Origin of the sequence: Streptomyces rubellus (assembly GCF_036323805.1) — a bacterium.
Classification (GTDB): Bacteria; Actinomycetota; Actinomycetes; order Streptomycetales; family Streptomycetaceae; genus Streptomyces.
On sequence record NZ_JAZDCX010000020.1, the window covers coordinates 70345 to 86051 of the forward strand.

Sequence of the window (15707 nt, forward strand, 5' to 3'; positions counted from 1 at the left end):
AACAGCGAGGGAAGGCGATCGTGGGCATCCGAACCTGGATCGAGTCCTGGCCGGTCTACCGGCAGCTCACCGGCGACGATCCGCTGGGCCGCGGCGCCGCCGCCGAGAGCGGGCACACCGCGCGGCTCACCCCCCGGGTCCGCACCGCGGACAAGGTGGTGAAGTCCGTCTGCCCGTACTGCGCGGTCGGCTGCGGCCAGAACGTCTACGTGGAGGACGGGAAGGTCACCCAGATCGAGGGCGACCCGGACTCCCCCGTCTCGCGTGGCCGGCTGTGCCCCAAGGGCGCGGCGTCCCTCCAGCTCACCACCGGCTCCGCCCGGGCCGACCAGGTGCTCTACCGGCGGCCGTACGGCACCGAGTGGGAGGCCCTGGGCCTGGACACGGCGATGGACATGATCGCCGACCGGGTGATCGAGGCACGCCGGTCCGGCTGGCAGGAGGAGCACGAGGGGAGGCGGGTGCGGCGCACCATGGGCATCGCGAGCCTGGGCGGCGCCACACTCGACAACGAGGAGAACTACCTGATCAAGAAGCTGTTCACGGCGCTGGGCGCGGTGCAGATCGAGAACCAGGCCCGTATTTGACACTCCTCCACGGTCCCCAGTCTGGGGACCTCGTTCGGCCGCGGCGGCGCGACCACCTTCCAGCAGGACCTGCAGAACTCCGACTGCATCGTCATCCAGGGTTCGAACATGGCCGAGTGCCACCCGGTGGGATTCCAGTGGGTGATGGAGGCCAAGGCCCGCGGCGCGAAGGTGATCCACGTCGATCCGCGGTTCACCCGCACCAGCGCGCTGGCCGACGTGCACGTGCCGCTGCGCGCGGGCAGTGACATCGCCTTCCTCGGCGCGATCGTCAACCATGTCCTGAGCGAGGAGAAGTACTTCCGCGACTACCTCGTGGCGTACACCAACGCGCCGGTGATCCTGCGGGAGGACTTCCAGGACACCGAGGACCTCGACGGCGTCTTCTCCGGCCTGGACGAGGAGCACCGCGCCTACGACGCGAGCAGCTGGCAGTACGAGGGAATGCACGCGCAGGCGGCCTCCGGGCACCGCGAGCAGGGCTACCCGCGGAACGACGGCGACTCCGGCCGGGCCGGGGAGGACTCCGAGCGGAACGAGGAGGGCTCCGAGGAGCTCACCCAGGAGGCCCGCGGCGAGTCCCACGGCTCCGGCGGCGCCGACCTCGGCGAGGGCAGGCCGCGGCGGGACGAGACGCTCGGCGACCCGCGGTGCGTCTTCCAGGTGCTCAAGCGGCACTTCGCCCGGTACACGCCGGAGCTGGTGGAGGAGGTCTGCGGCGTGCCGCGCGACCTGTTCGAGGAGGTCTGCGCGCTGGTCACCGAGAACTCGGGCCGGGACCGCACCACGGCGATCGCCTACGCCGTCGGCTGGACCCAGCACACGGTCGGCGTGCAGTACATCCGGACCGCGGCGATCCTGCAGACCCTGCTGGGCAACATCGGGCGTCCGGGCGGCGGCATCCTCGCCCTGCGCGGGCACGCCTCGATCCAGGGCTCGACCGACATTCCGACGCTGTTCAACCTGCTGCCCGGCTACATCCCGATGCCGCACGCCCACACCGGCCCCGACCTCGACACCTTCGTGGACGCCGAGGCCGGCAAGAAGGGCTACTGGGGCGACATGCGGGCCTATCTGGTGAGCCTGCTCAAGGCGTACTGGGGGCCGGCCGCGACGGAGGACAACGACTTCTGCTTCGACTACCTGCCGCGGCTGACCGGCTCGCACGACACCTACACCACCGTGCGCAACCAGCTGGAGGGGGCCTGCAAGGGCTACTTCCTGATGGGCGAGAACCCCGCGGTGGGCTCGGCCAACGCCAGGATGCAGCGCCTGGGCATGGCGAACCTGGACTGGCTGGTGGTGCGCGACTTCTCCCTCATCGAGAGCGCCACCTGGTGGAAGGACGGACCCGAGATCGAGACGGGCGAGCTGCGCACCGAGGACATCGGCACCGAGGTGTTCTTCCTGCCCGCCGCCTCGCACACCGAGAAGGACGGCAGCTTCACCAACACCCAGCGCATGCTCCAGTGGCGCCACAAGGCGGTGGAGTCGTCCGGGGACGCGCGCAGCGACCTGTGGTTCATGTACCACCTCGGACGGATCATCCGGGAGAAGCTGGCCGGTTCCACCGACGAGAGGGACCGCCCGGTCCTGGACCTCACCTGGGACTACCCGGTCCGCGGCGAGCGGGCCGAGCCGGAGGCCGAGGCCGTCCTCGCCGAGATCAACGGCTTCGACGCCGAGGGGCGGCCGCTGTCGGCCTACACCGAGCTGAAGGAGGACGGCTCGACGGCGTGCGGCTGCTGGATCTACTGCGGCGTCTACGCCGACGGGGTCAACCAGGCGGCGCGCCGCAAGCCGGGGAAGCAGCAGAACTGGGTCGCCCCCGAGTGGGGCTGGGCCTGGCCCGCCAACCGGCGGATCCTGTACAACCGGGCGTCGGCCGATCCCGACGGCAGGCCCTGGAGCGAGCGCAAGGCACTGGTGTGGTGGGACGAGGAGAAGGGCGAGTGGACCGGACACGACATCCCGGACTTCCCCAAGGAGCGGCGCCCGGACCACGTACCGGCCGAGGACGCCCAGGGTCCCGAGGCGCTGTCGGGCACCGACGCCTTCGTCATGCAGGCCGACGGCAAGGCCTGGCTGTACGTGCCGACCGGTCTGCTGGACGGGCCGCTGCCGGCGCACTACGAGCCCCAGGAGTCGCCGTTCACCAACCCGCTCTACCGGCAGCAGCGCAACCCCGTCCGGATCGTGGGCACGCCCCACCCGGCCAACCGCTACCAGCCCAGCGGCGCGGAGCCGGGCTCGGAGGTGTTCCCGTACGTGGCGACCACCTACCGGCTCACCGAGCACCACACCGCGGGCGGCATGTCCCGGTGGCAGCCCTACCTCTCGGAGCTCCAGCCGGAGTTCTTCTGCGAGGTCTCGCCCGGGCTGGCGGCCGAGCGGGGCCTGGAGCACCTGGGCTGGGCGACGATCGTCAGCGCCCGGACCGCGATCGAGGCCCGGGTGCTGGTGACCGACCGGATGGTGCCGCTCACGGTGCAGGGCCGGGCCGTGCACCAGATCGGGCTGCCCTACCACTGGGGGCCCAACGGCTACTCGCGCGGTGACGCCGCCAACGAGCTCCTCCACATCTCCCTGGACCCCAATGTCCACATCCAGGAGACCAAGGCGCTGACCTGCGACATCCGCCCGGGGCGCCGCCCGCGCGGACCGGCCCTGCTCGACATGCTGCGCGAGTACCGCCGGCGGGCGGGCATCACGGAGGAGACGGGTACGCGGATGTGACGGGTCGCCGGGACCGGAGAAGGATGCGCCGCTCCGGCCCCGGCGGCTGCCCTCAGCCGAGGGGCAGCAGTTCCCCGTCGGCCTGTTCACCGGTCACGGTCCGCAGCTCGTACGGATGTCTGCGCCCCGGCTGCCACTGCCCGCCGGCCAGCCGTACGGTCGCGACGTTGGGGACGGGTCCGGCGGTCCAGTCGAGCGGTCCGGCGATCGTCTCCAGCCGGGTCCGGCCGAGCGCCGCGGCGACCGACTCGGCCTGCACGGGGTCGTCCGCGGTGGTGAGGGCGTGCACGGCCACCTCGAACAGCGCGTGGGCCAGTCCGAGCGGCTGGAGCCACTGCCGGCCCGTCCGCTGCTCGTACGCCTCGGCCGGCTCCGCCGCGCTCGTCCCGTCCAACGACGAGCGGTACGGGTGGCGCGGGGACCAGTACACCAGCGTCGCCACGTCCGCCTGCGGCGGCCGCTCGCCCGCGCCTGTGGTGGTGGGCGGGTAGGCCAGCCACCGCGAGCAGGTGATCAGCCTCGGTCGCATACCGCGCTCGGCTGCCTGCTGCCGGAACCGCGCCAGGTCCGCCCCCGTGGCCGCGCTGGTGACGACGTCCGCGCCCGCGTCGAGGAAGGCCGTCAGGTGCGCGCCGAGGTCGTCGGCGGGCTCGCGGTAGCCGCCGGGGTCGACCAGGTGATGGCCCCGCTTCCGGGCGGCGGGCAGGAAACCCGCTTCCGGGTGGCGCGACCAGTGCCCCTGTGGGCCGTCGTTCCACAGGCAGCCGACCGTCCGCGCCGGACCGCCGACGGCGTCCCACAGGTCGGCGAAGGTCTCGGCGATGTCGTCCAGGCCCCAGCAGAAGTGGTACGTCCAGCGGAACGGCTTCTCGTCCGTCGGCCGCGTCCGTAGTAGTAGACCTGCCAGGGAAAGGTGCTGGAGACACAGGGGACGCCCGCCGCCTCGCAGCTGTCGGCGACAGCGGGGAGGACCTCGGTGCCGGCCAGGGTCACCACGATGTGCGCGCCCTCGTCCTCCACCAGCTGCCGCACCGCCTGCCGTGCGCCGTCGGCACCGGAACGGCTGTCCCGGCTCACCAGGCGCAGCCCGTACTCCCGTCCGCCGTTCCCGACCCTGCGCAGCCTCGGCTCCAGCAGCCCCGCGGCGAACGCCAGCGGGTCCCCCAGCCGCGCCAGCCTCCCCGTGCGGGCGGCCACCACCCCCACCGTGAGGGTCGTCCCCCCGCCGGCGCTTCCCGGCTTCCTGACCGTGCTCGTCATCCGTGTTCCTCCGTCGACCGGTGACTTCCCCCCGGACAACCGAGGACGGACACCGGGCGTTACGGCACCGGCCGCTTCCCGGTTCCGGTCGCGCTCCCGGCACCCCCGCGCGCCGGGGCACGGTCCCGTCGGCGCCCGCCTGCCGGTACCGGCGTGCGCAGGTCTCCCCGGATGCTCGGGGAGGGAACAGCCGGCCACCGGGAGGGTGGCGGGGGCTTCCGCGGCCCGGCTCCGCCGTCCGGGACCCTTGCGCGGTCGAACGCGCCCACCGTCCGACGGCGGCCCGGCGGTGACGGACCCACGGACCCACGGACTCAGCGGACCACCACGGTGTGCTCCCCCGCCGGCACCAGCTCGCCGATCACCGGCGCGCCCGGGACCTCCCCGGCCACCAGCAGCCCGCCGGAGGTCTGGGCGTCGGCCAGCAGCAGCCGGGTGTGCTCGTCCGCGCCGCCGAAGTCGGTGTGCGGGGCGACCCAGTCGAGGTTGCGGCGGGTGCCGCCGCTGACGTAGCCGTCGCGCACCGCCTCGCGGGCCCCGTCCAGATACGGGACGGCGGCGGGGTCCAGCACGGCGCTCACCCCGGAGGCGCGCGCCAGTTTGTGCAGATGGCCCAGCAGCCCGAAGCCGGTGACGTCCGTGGCGCACCGCGCTCCCGCCGCCAGGGCCGCCTCGGAGGCGTCCCGGTTGAGCGCCGCCATGGTCTCCACCGCGTGCTCGAAGAACTCACCGGTGGCCTTGTGCCGGTTGTTGAGCACACCCAGGCCGAGCGGCTTGGTCAGCGACAGCGGCAGCCCGGGTCGGCCGGCGTCGTTGCGCAGCAGCCGTCCGGGGTCGGCGATCCCGGTGACGGCCATGCCGTACTTGGGCTCCACGTCGTCGACGCTGTGGCCGCCGCCGACATGGCAGCCCGCCCGCCCGGCGACCTCCAGCCCGCCGCGCAGCACCTCCCGGGCCAGTTCGAACGGCAGCTTCTCCCGGGGCCAGCCCAGCAGGTTCACCGCCACCAGAGGGCGGCCGCCCATGGCGTAGACGTCGGAGAGCGCGTTGGCGGCGGCGATCCGCCCCCAGTGGTACGGGTCGTCCACGACGGGGGTGAAGAAGTCCGCGGTGGCGATGACGGCGGGACCGCCCGCCGGTCCGGGCAGCCGTACGGCCGCCGCGTCGTCCCCGGTGTCCAGGCCGACCAGCAGTTCCCCGGCGGGCCGCGCGGCCGGCGCCGCCCCCACCAGCCCGGCCACGGCCTCCTCCAGCTCCCCGGGCGGGATCTTGCAGGCGCAGCCGCCGCCGTGCGCGTACCGCGTCAGCCGTACGGGCGCCTCCCGTGCCGGGGCATCCGGGCCGGCCGTCTCGCTCCGGGTGTACATCGCGTCCCCTCTCACCGCTCTCAGCGGCTCCCGCCGCACGCCGCGGCACCGACTGCCCCGTGATCACCACCCGAAACACCGGGGTGGAGATTGACTCCCCGGAAGCCGACGGGTTTGGATGATCCCTGCGGCGGGCATGCGCCTGCCCGGCGTGGAGGCGTATGGGTGCCTGGTGGCCCTCCCGGTCTTCAAAACCGAGGTGCCCGAGGATCTCGGGCAGGCGGGTTCGATTCCCGTCCGCCTCCGCCAACTGACCTGCGGAAATGCGACCCTGATCGCTCCTCAGGGGGCACCGGGCACGGCCGGGCAGCCTTGTCTTCACCTGCGTGGCGCACATCGGGAAGAGACCGCCTCTGAAGAACGGCACGCCCTCCTCGCCGGCCAGGTGCTGCCCGCCACCGTCGGCAACATCACAGCCGACGACGTGCAGGACCGGGTCCGCGCCGAGCAGGCCGGGCTGCGCGCCCCGGGTGCCCCGTGGAAGTGACTGCTCCGCCCCGCCTCGGCGAAGTCCATTCCGCGGCATCACCCTGCGTCAGGGAACTGTCAGCGTGCAGCGCGCCTGGAAGAAGTCGAAGAAGCCCGGCCGGCACCCGGGGCCGCCGAAGACGAAGAGGGCTCGGTGTGGAGTCCGGCCGCAGGCCGGACTCCCACCACCGCAGGAGGGCGTCGGCACGCCACTGCTCGTCACCGAGCGGGGAGCCGTCCTTCATGCGGTGACACACGGCACGGGTGTTTCAGACGGTCACCGCTCGTCGTGTGCGATCACACGTCGCGCAACAGAGTTTTCAGTGCCTCGTACTGCCGTCCGATCGCCGTGCGGATTACGTAGTCCTCGATCAGTGCGGCAGCCACCAGTCGTTGACTGGCGATCTCCGCGAGGGAGGCACAGCGGACGCCCGCATCACCGGGAGCCGGGACGAACGGCGCATCCTGCTGACCGGCTGTCGTCAGCGTGATGTACGCCTCCGCACGGCCGTTGCCGAAGACCACCATCGTCTTCTCGTAACTGATGCCGCCGCGCCGGACCGTCCTGTGCTCCCTGAAGCGCACGGTCTTTTTCGGTGGGCCGGTGTGCTCGGGATCCAGTTTGATCGGATCGAGTCCGGCGAGGATCGCGTTGGCGACGGCGTCGAGTGCCAGTTGGTTCGGCACCCGTACGACGGCGGCACGGTCAACGCCGGAGAACTGAATCCTCGTGACGTCCAGGTACTCGTTCTCTTCCACCAGCTTCAAAAGCGCCAGGTCGTCACTCGGAGCATGTTCGATGACCAATCCTTCGAACCCCTCGGGCAGCACCAGAAGTTCCGCGAACGAGGATTCCAAGTTTGCACGCGCGTCGTCGAAACGCTGCAGAGCGGCACCAGCGACCGAGCCCCTTTCGGTGAAGTCACCGGCGGCCGCCTGACTGCGCGCGGCGACGATGTCCATCAGTTTGCGGGCCAGGCGGAACGCAGGATCGGTGTCGGCCAGGACGGTGTGCGCAATCTCAGCGCCGTGTCCGGTGATCGCCTGGGTGACGTGGTCGTTGTGCTCCGGCGTCTCGGCGGAGATGCACCCGACCCCCGCCAGCGCGCTGAGCACCTTGACGATGTCAGCCTTCCCGGCTTCGTCTCTGTCGTCCCAGATCACCTTGAACCGTCCGAAGCGTTTGCTCAGTTTGTCCTGGTGACGCGAAGTGCCGTCAGCGATTTCGCACATCATCGTGCTGATCTCACGCAAGTGATACGAGATGTCCGGCAACGGTACCAACGCGCAGACCGGGTGAGGATGCGCGACGGTGACGGAACAGCTCTCCACCTTGACGTGTCCCTGCTCGAGTTCCTCCCAGACCGTGACCGCCTCAACCGTGTTCCGCCGCGGCAGCGTGACGTCGATCAGCTCCATCAGGATCGGTTTCTCGATGTCGCAATCGAACCTGGGCGTGCGGGAGTACTCTCCCTGTTCGCGCTCCGCGCGCCACGTGTAGCCGAGACGGTAGATGGCGAACGGCCGGATCGCGTCGTTGAAGACGATGCCGGGCACCGGCTTGTCACTCTCCGGGTCCTTGAGCTTGCGGCGGTCGTTCATCCACAACCCGATGCGTTGCGGGTCGTACACCTGTCTCAGCACCTGGGGCTCGTCGCAGCTCAGCCTGTAGTTCTCGAGGTTGTCGCCCTGGATGTCGCCGCAGGCCCGCTCCCACGCCGCCCCGACGTCCTCGGCGAGGGCACCAATCACCGCCGCAACCGCGACGCCGGCCTTCACCATCTCCTCCAGCACGATTTCCTGGATGAGGCTGTACAACTGATCCTGAACGGGCAACGGCGTCCACGGGTCGACGACGATCTGGGTGTCCCAGTCGGAGTCGCCGCCACCCAACGTGGTGGCGTTCAAACCGTTGGGTTCGCGGACACACGCGAACGCGTTGCCACCCTTCATATAGAACTTGACAAGTTTCTTGGGTTTCCTGATCGAGTACTTTTCGTGTAGCGAGTCGTTCAGCTCCTTGAGCCGTTCGTCGATCCGCTGGAGTGCTGTGATGATCTCCGCACGGACCTGCGGATAGGCATTCTGCGTCGACGTATTGATCTGTTTGGTCAGCCACGCACTGATCGTGCGCCTGGCCTCCCGCTGGACCTGCGTCTCCATCGTTCCCCCCTCTTGCCGGAGCCGTACCGGAACGACCCGGCCCTCTTCGGAGCTGAGCTGCCGACGCCGCATCATCGCAGGCTTTCCCTTCTCGTCTCCAGCCCTTGAGCGGGGAATTCTCTTCGGGCATGAGGAGAGGAGTTCAGAGGTTCCGTCCGCGGTCTTGGTCCAGGACACGGAGCCTGGAGCCGACGTGCCAGGCGGCGATCCGGCCATGGATGTCCCGGCCCAGAACCTGAACGGAGCGGTGAACATCTCGCCGTATCCGTTTACCGGTCGACTTGCTGGTCGACTCGGTGAACACCGCTCCGCCAGGTCCGACCAAGACGCCCCGCTGGGGTGAAACGCAGGTGGAGCCGGGAGTGAGCCAGCAGCCACTTCCTGATCGGGAAAATCCTGTGGGTGGCACGGTCGCCGGCCCAGGGTGAATACCCGAACCGGCGGGGATCTCCTTGGCGGGCCCGGCAGGAACTTCCCGGCGCGGCGTCGGCGGCGGCCCGTCCACGCCCGCCCCGAAGCACGCATGACGGCGCCCCTGCGCCAGCGGCAGCTGGTCGACGCGCTCACCGCCACTGGCGCCCTCACCGGGCAGCGGCGGCCGGCGTTCACCCATGTGCCGCGGGACGCGTTCCTGCCGGACCTGATCTGGCGGCACATCCCGGGCGGGCACGTGCCCGTCCACCGCGAGCGCGGCCCGGGCGCGTGGTGGGACCTGGTGTACGCGGACGAGCCGGTCGTCACCCAGCTCGATGACGGCGCCGAGCACGGGCCGGGAATCGCCACGTCGTCCAGCTCGAAGCCGTCGGTCATGGCGCGGATGCTGGACGCGCTGAACCTCCAAGGCGGCGGGGGCCGGGTGCTGGAGATCGGTACCGGCACCGGCTGGAACGCGGCTCTGCTGGCGTACCGGGCCGGTGACCGGCACGTGGTGACCGTGGAAGTCGACCCGCGCCTCACCGAGCAGGCGCAGGGCTCCCTTGCCCGTATCGGCCGGTCCCCGCTGGTGGTGTGCGCGGACGGTATGGCCGGGTGGCCGCGCGGCGGCCCGTACGACCGGGTGATCGCCACATGCTCGGTCGCACGGGTGCCGTGGGTGTGGGTGGAGCAGACCCGGCCCGCAGGGCGGATCGTGGTGCCGCTCCACCGGGACATCTGGGCCGGGGGCCTGGCCGTTCTCGACGTCGGTGACAGCGGCGGGGCGGCGCACGGCCGGTTCGTCGGCGAGGCGTGGTTCATGCCTGCCCGCGCCGAGCGGCTGCCCGGCGCTGCCGTGGACGCGGCCACCGGCCGCTCCTCGCTCACCCGGCTGAGCGCGGCCGCCGCGGCGAGCTGGTCGTGCGGGACGATCCGGGCCAGCAGCGAGTCCACGGCCGGCCGCTGGAGTCCGGCGAGTGCCGCCACCGCGGCCGCCACCCCGTACAGCGGCCACAGCATGGGCCGCGGCAGCATGGCGTTCAGCAGCAGGACGACCGCCAGCAGCCCCAGTCCCGCCTCGGTCAGCACGATGACCTTGCGCCGGTCCACCGCGTCGGCGAGTGCCCCGCCGTAGAGTCCGAAGACCACCAGCGGCACCAGTTCGGCAGCGCCCATCGCGCCCACCGCCAGCGGTGAGCCGGTCAGCTCCTTGATCTGGAGCGGCAGCGCGATCAGCACCATCACGCTCCCGAGGTGGGCGACCAGACCCTGGATCCACAGGAGGCGGAAGTCCCGGGAGCAGCGCCAGGGCGCGAGGTCGGGCAGCACTGCGGCGAGCTTCGAGGCCATGGCTCAGCGGCTCCCGGCCGGTTCGGACGCCGGACGCGTACTGGACGCGTGCCGCGACGGCACGGCCGCCGCGGCGCCCGGCGGCAGGTGGGACGGGGACATGGCCTGACTCCTGTTCTCCTCGGTGCTCCGAGGTGCCGGTCCGGGTGGTCCGTGGCGCACGGCACCGCGGTCCCGGTCCGGGGAGCCGCGGTGCCGCTGTCCGTGATCAGCTCGTCCTGTCCGGGGGCGACGGCACCGCGTGCGGGGCTCCGGCGTCCGCGGCCGTCACGTGGTGGCGTCCGACCGGCAGGACGAGGGGCTTGCCCGAGACCGGGTCCTCGACGACGCGGCTCTCCATGCCGTACACGGCCCGGACCACCTCCTCGGTCATCACCTCCTCGGGCGTTCCGGCGGCGTGCAGCCGTCCGGACGCCAGGGCGATGAGCCGGTCCGCGTAGCGCGCGGCCAGGTTGAGGTCGTGCAGGACCATGACGATCGTGGTGCCGCGGGTCCGGTTCAGGTCGGTCAGCAGGTCGAGGACCTCGATCTGATGGCTGATGTCGAGGAACGTGGTGGGTTCGTCGAGCAGCAGCAGATCGGTCTGCTGGGCCAGCGCCATCGCGATCCACACGCGCTGGCGCTGCCCGCCGGAGAGCTCGTCGACCGCCCGGTCCACCAGGTCGGTCGTACGGGTGGCCTCCAGCGCGGCGGCGACCGCGGCGTCGTCCTTCGCCGTCCAGCGGGAGAAGGCCCGCTGATGGGGGTGGCGGCCCCGACCGACCAGGTCCAGCACCGTGATGCCCTCGGGGGTGACCGGCGACTGCGGCAGCAGGCCCAGGGTGCGGGCGAGTTCCCTGGCCGGAGTGCGGTGGACCTCCCTGCCGTCCAGGACGACCCGGCCCGCGCGGGGGACGAGCAGCCGGGACATCGAGCGCAGCAGCGTCGACTTGCCGCAGGCGTTGGCGCCGACGATCACCGTGATCCTCCCGCCCGCGAGGGTGAGGTCCAGGCCCTCGATGACGGCGCGGTCGCCGTATCCGAGTGTGAGGGCCTCGGTGGTCAGGGCGTGGGACGCGGTCACAGTGAGCCTCCGGCCCGGTTGGTGCGGACGATCAGGTACACGAGGTAGGGCGCGCCGAGGACACCGGTGACGACGCCCACCGGATAGCGGGTGCCGAAGGCGTACTGACCGGTGAGGTCGGCGACCAGCACGAGCAGGGAGCCGACCAGGCCGGCGGGCACCAGCAGGGATCCCCCGGTTCCCGTCAGCCGGGCGGCGATCGGCCCGGAGAGGAACGCGACGAAGGCGATCGGTCCGGCCGCCGCCGTGGCGAACGCGATCAGCCCGACGGCCGCGACGATCACCGTGACGCGGGTGCGTTCGACGCGGACGCCGAGCGCGGACGCCGCGTCGTCCCCCAGACTCAGCGCGTTCAGGTTGCGGGCCTGGGACATCAGCACCGGGCCGAGCACGAGCACGGCCAGGACGGCGGGCACGGTCTCCTTCCAGGTCGTGCCGTTGAGACTGCCGGTGAGCCAGCGCAACGCCTCCTGGAGGTCCCACTCGGCGGCCTGCGACAGGACGTAGGAGGTGACGCTGTCGAGCAGGGCGGAGATGCCGATACCGATCAGGATGAGCCGGGTGCCGACGACCCCGTCGCGGAACGCGAGTGTGTACATCAGCAGTGCCACCCCGATCGCGGCGGCTGTCGCCAGGACGGACACCTCGGTCCCGCTCAGCGAGAAGACCACGATGGCGATGACCGCCGCCGCGCTCGCCCCGGCGCTGATGCCGATGAAGTCGGGACTGGCGAGCGGGTTGCGGAGCATCGTCTGGAAGGTGACGCCGGCGATGCCGAAGCTGAATCCGGCGGTCAGGGCGAGCACCGCCCGCGGCAGCCGCAGCGTGCCGACGGTGAAGGAGGCCCCGGGGACCTGCTCGCCCGTGAGCACGCGCAGTACGTCGCGGGCCGGATAGAAGGTGTGCCCGGCCATGAGCGTCGCGGCGAGGGCGGCGGTGACGAGGACCAGCAGCGCCGAGACGATCAGCCGTCGCCGGTGTGCGCGGCGTGCCCGGGCGCGGGTGACGGTCCGCCGCACGGCCGGTGCGGGGACGGCGGGGGCGTTCACGGGGACCTGACCTTCTGCCGGCGGACGATGTGGACGAAGAAGGGGGCGCCGACGATCGCGGTCACGATTCCCACGTCGATCTCGGACGGCCGTGCCACGACCCGCCCCACCACGTCCGCGGCCGTCAGCAGGACGGCACCGCTCAGCGCGGAGAACGGCAGCAGCCAGCGGTGGTCCACACCCGCCAGCAGCCGGCAGGCGTGCGGTACGACGAGCCCGACGAAGCCGATCGGCCCGGCGACGGCGGTGGACGCGCCGCACAGCACCACCGCGCCGAGCGCGGCGCCGCCCCTGACGAGGGCCACCCGCTCGCCGAGCCCGGCGGCCAGGTCGTCGCCCAGCGCCAGCGAGTTGAGGGCACGGGCGGAGGCCAGGCAGATCAGGAAGCCGGCGGCGAGGAACGGCACGACACTGCCGAGTTGCGCGTGGGAGGCGCCCCCGACACCGCCGATCTGCCACAGCCGGAAGGTGCCGGAGATGTCGTTGCGCGGCAGTACCACGGCGCTGACCAGCGAGGCGAGCGCCGCCGAGATGGCGGCACCGGCGAGGGCCAGCTTCAGCGGGGTGGCGCCGCCGCGTCCCAGTGAGCCGACGGCGTACACGAAAGCCGCGGTCAGGCCCGCTCCGGTCATCGCCGCCCAGATGTATCCGGACACCGACGCGAGGCCGGCGTGGGCGATGGCGGTGACCACGGCGAGCGAGGCGCCCATGTTGACGCCGAGGATGCCGGGGTCGGCCAGCGGGTTGCGGGTCACCCCCTGCATGACCGCGCCGGCGAGTCCCAGGGCGGCGCCCACGGTGACGGCCAGGAGGGTGCGCGGTACGCGGTTGGCGACCGCCGCCTCCTCCAGAGTGCGGTCCGCCCCGCCGAGCGCCGACCACACGTCGGCCCAGGCGACGTTTCGGGAGCCGAGGACAAGGGAGGCCGTCATGGTGGCGGCCAGGACCGCGACGAGCACGAGGAGCCAGGTCACGCGCATGCGCGCCGGGCGCCGTACGGGTGCGGCGTCCGGCGCGCGCGGGACCTCGGTGACGGTCACGCGGCCTTGTCCGCGGCCTCGGCGAGCGCCGCCACGTAGTCGTCCAGGACGTACGGAATGGACAGCGGGGTCGGGTTCGCGGCGGTGGCCAGCGGGGTGCTGCCGGGCAGCAGGTAGAGAGAGCCCCGCTGGACAGCGGGCAGCTTCGAGGTGAGCGGGTCGCTCTTGAGCGCTTTCAGCAGCTCGCCCTTGTCGTCCCCGTAGCCGGTGATGATGTCGACGTCGTTGAAGTCGTCGATGCGCTCGGCGCTCCTGGTGAGGACGAACTTCTTCGTCGACCCGGACGGCCCGGAGACGCTGGCGGGGATCTTCAGACCGAGGTCGGTGAAGAACTGCGTGCGGGTGTCGTGGGTGGTGTAGAAGCCGACCTGGCTGACGTCCTTGGACGACACGTGGGTCATGAACATCGCCGTCTTCCCCTTCAGCTGGGGATACTTGGCGGCCGTCTCCTCGATCCGCCCCTCCAGGTCGGCGATCAGCTCGTCACCCCGCCCGGCCAGTCCGATGGCCTTGCTGTTCAGACGGATGATGTCGCGCCACGGAGTCGCCCAGGCGGCCTCGGGATAGGCGACCACGGGAGCGATCCGGCTGAGGGTCTCGTAGTCCTGCTCGGTCAGCCCGGAGTACGCGGCGAGGATGACGTCCGGCCTGGTGTCGGCGACGGCCTCGAAGTCGATGCCGTCGGTCTCGTCGAACAGGACCGGCGTCCTGGCGCCGAGTTCCTCGAGCCGTTCCTCGACCCAGGGCAGCACGCCGTCCCCGTCGTCGTCGCCGAAGTTGGCCCTGGCCATGCCGACGGGGACGACGCCGAGGGCGAGCGGCACCTCGTCGTTGGCCCAGTTCACGGTGGCGACGCGGGTGGGCTCGGCGGGAATGACGGTGGTCCCGAGCGCATGCCTGATCGTCACGGGGAAGCGGCCGGAGCCGTCGGCGCCGGCATCAGCGGAGCCGCTGTCGTTCCTGTCGCCGGGCTGACCGCCGCAGGCGGCGAGTCCGAGCAGGAGGGCCGCCGCGAGGGCGACCGCACGGAGGCGTGGGGTTCTCATCGACCCGTTTTTCACTTTCGGTCCGGGGTGCCGGGGCCCACGGGTCCGGACCGCGGTCCGCGGGCCGTGGCGCAGGGCACCGAACTTGCCGCAGCAAGTTAGGTAAGGCTTACCTGAGTAGCGTATGCAGGGGAAGCGCGCACATCAATCGAGCATTCTCGACAGCTCTTGTAGCGATCGGGACATCACGGCTGCGGATTCCGCCAGGGCACGCCCGTCCGCCCGCCTCTCTCAGCGCGCCCGGAACCTGCCGGGAGTCATACCGGTCGTCCGCCGGAAGGCCGCCCCGAAAGCACTCGCCGAGCGGTAGCCGACCGCGTCGGCCACCACGTCGACCTCGAATCCGCGGGAGAGGAGCCGTACGGCGTGCTGAGCCCGTACCGTGGCGACCCAGCGGACGAAACTCGTCCCCGTCTCGGCCCGGAACGCCCGGGTCAGCGTGCGCGCGCTGCACCCGAGGGCGGAGGCCCAGCCGGCCAGCGTCCGCTGGTCGGCCGGGTCGGTCCGCACCGCGTCCACGATCGGCCGCAGCAGCGCGGACGTGGGCAGCTGCACCAGCAGCGCCCGGGAGGACGGCCGCAGGACGTCGAGGACCATCGTCTCGGTCACGGCCCGGGAGCGCGGCGGCAGATCCGCCTCCTCGAGCCGCTCCAGAAGGAGCCGGAGCAGCGGGGTGATCTCCACGGCCACCGGCGCGTCGGGCAGCGCCGACACCGTGCCGTGCCGGAAGAAGTGGGCGCGGTAGGAGGTGCCCGCGGCCGCGGAGGCGGAGTGCAGCTGCCCCGCGGGCATCCACAGCCCCAGCGTCGGCGTGATGCACCACACCTGGGAGCCCACCACGGCCGTGGACGTGCCGTACTCGTTCCAGAGGAGTTCGTGCCACGGGTGCGAGTGCTCGTTCCACGCCGTGTCGGCGGCGACGACCTCCTCGTACCCCTGGATCACGAAGGGCACGTCCACCTCGCCCGCGGCGAGCGCCGGAAGGTCCCTGGTGACACGCATGCGCTCAGGCTATCCGGCGCCCGTCCCCCCGCCGGCCACAGCAGGCCGGACACCCGTGCGCGGCCCGTGCAACCGAACGCCGCGTTCCGCTGTCTGACTCCCCCGGGAGGACGGTACCGGCGTTCCGCGCCCGCCGTCTCCCCGGCGCGCACCACCGGACGC

At 71.8% G+C, this 15707-nt stretch carries 9 protein-coding genes, 1 tRNA gene and 3 pseudogenes; 3 read left to right on the plus strand and 10 right to left on the minus strand.

Annotated features, from left to right (window positions below; genetic code table 11):
- Window positions 1–20: 20 nt before the first annotated feature.
- Window positions 21–3323, plus strand: coding sequence for a formate dehydrogenase (fdh, locus tag V1L54_RS22020; protein WP_330119804.1), 3303 nt, complete (start codon window positions 21–23; stop codon window positions 3321–3323).
- Window positions 3324–3375: 52 nt separating this feature from the next.
- Here the strand turns inward: fdh and V1L54_RS22025 are convergent, their stop codons facing one another.
- The 3 genes and pseudogenes from V1L54_RS22025 to selD form a co-directional block, all read right to left on the minus strand.
- Window positions 3376–4272 (minus strand): ABC transporter substrate-binding protein, encoded by an 897-nt coding sequence (locus tag V1L54_RS22025; RefSeq protein ID WP_330119838.1) that lies wholly within the window; start codon window positions 4270–4272, stop codon window positions 3376–3378.
- 23 nt (window positions 4273–4295) lie between these two features.
- Window positions 4296–4583: pseudogene (locus V1L54_RS22030) on the minus strand (hypothetical protein); the annotation flags it as partial.
- A 314-nt stretch (window positions 4584–4897) separates the two neighbouring features.
- Window positions 4898–5950, minus strand: coding sequence for a selenide, water dikinase SelD (gene selD / locus V1L54_RS22035; protein ID WP_330119805.1), 1053 nt, complete (start codon window positions 5948–5950; stop codon window positions 4898–4900).
- A 153-nt stretch (window positions 5951–6103) separates the two neighbouring features.
- Here selD and V1L54_RS22040 point away from each other — a divergent pair.
- A tRNA-Sec gene (locus V1L54_RS22040) sits at window positions 6104–6199 on the plus strand.
- 516 nt (window positions 6200–6715) lie between these two features.
- On the opposite strand, the gene V1L54_RS22045 is transcribed toward V1L54_RS22040, so the two are convergent.
- Window positions 6716–8581: a hypothetical protein gene (locus V1L54_RS22045; RefSeq protein WP_330119842.1), complete on the minus strand. Its 1866-nt coding sequence runs from the start codon at window positions 8579–8581 to the stop codon at window positions 6716–6718.
- A gap of 523 nt (window positions 8582–9104) precedes the next feature.
- On the opposite strand from V1L54_RS22045, the pseudogene V1L54_RS22050 reads away from it, so the two are divergent.
- Window positions 9105–9713, plus strand: a pseudogene (locus tag V1L54_RS22050) (methyltransferase domain-containing protein); the annotation flags it as partial.
- A gap of 29 nt (window positions 9714–9742) precedes the next feature.
- Here the strand turns inward: V1L54_RS22050 and V1L54_RS22055 are convergent.
- The 6 genes and pseudogenes from V1L54_RS22055 to V1L54_RS22080 all read right to left on the minus strand — a co-directional run.
- A pseudogene (locus V1L54_RS22055) lies at window positions 9743–10345 on the minus strand (MFS transporter); the annotation flags it as partial.
- A 208-nt stretch (window positions 10346–10553) separates the two neighbouring features.
- Entirely contained in the window at window positions 10554–11408 is an 855-nt protein-coding gene (locus V1L54_RS22060; protein ID WP_330119806.1) for an ABC transporter ATP-binding protein, read from the minus strand.
- Window positions 11405–12457 (minus strand): FecCD family ABC transporter permease, encoded by a 1053-nt coding sequence (locus V1L54_RS22065; protein WP_330119807.1) that lies wholly within the window; start codon window positions 12455–12457, stop codon window positions 11405–11407. Before V1L54_RS22065 ends, V1L54_RS22060 begins: the two co-directional genes overlap by 4 nt.
- Window positions 12454–13437, minus strand: coding sequence for a FecCD family ABC transporter permease (locus V1L54_RS22070; protein WP_330119839.1), 984 nt, complete (start codon window positions 13435–13437; stop codon window positions 12454–12456). Before V1L54_RS22070 ends, V1L54_RS22065 begins: the two co-directional genes overlap by 4 nt.
- Before the next feature lie 56 nt (window positions 13438–13493).
- Window positions 13494–14543 carry an iron-siderophore ABC transporter substrate-binding protein gene (locus V1L54_RS22075; RefSeq protein ID WP_330119808.1) on the minus strand — a complete coding sequence of 350 codons (1050 nt, stop codon included), beginning with the start codon at window positions 14541–14543 and terminating at the stop codon, window positions 13494–13496.
- Window positions 14544–14774: 231 nt separating this feature from the next.
- Complete coding sequence (locus tag V1L54_RS22080) at window positions 14775–15545, minus strand: helix-turn-helix transcriptional regulator (RefSeq protein WP_330119809.1); 771 nt, start codon at window positions 15543–15545, stop codon at window positions 14775–14777.
- Between the last annotated feature and the right edge of the window lie 162 nt (window positions 15546–15707).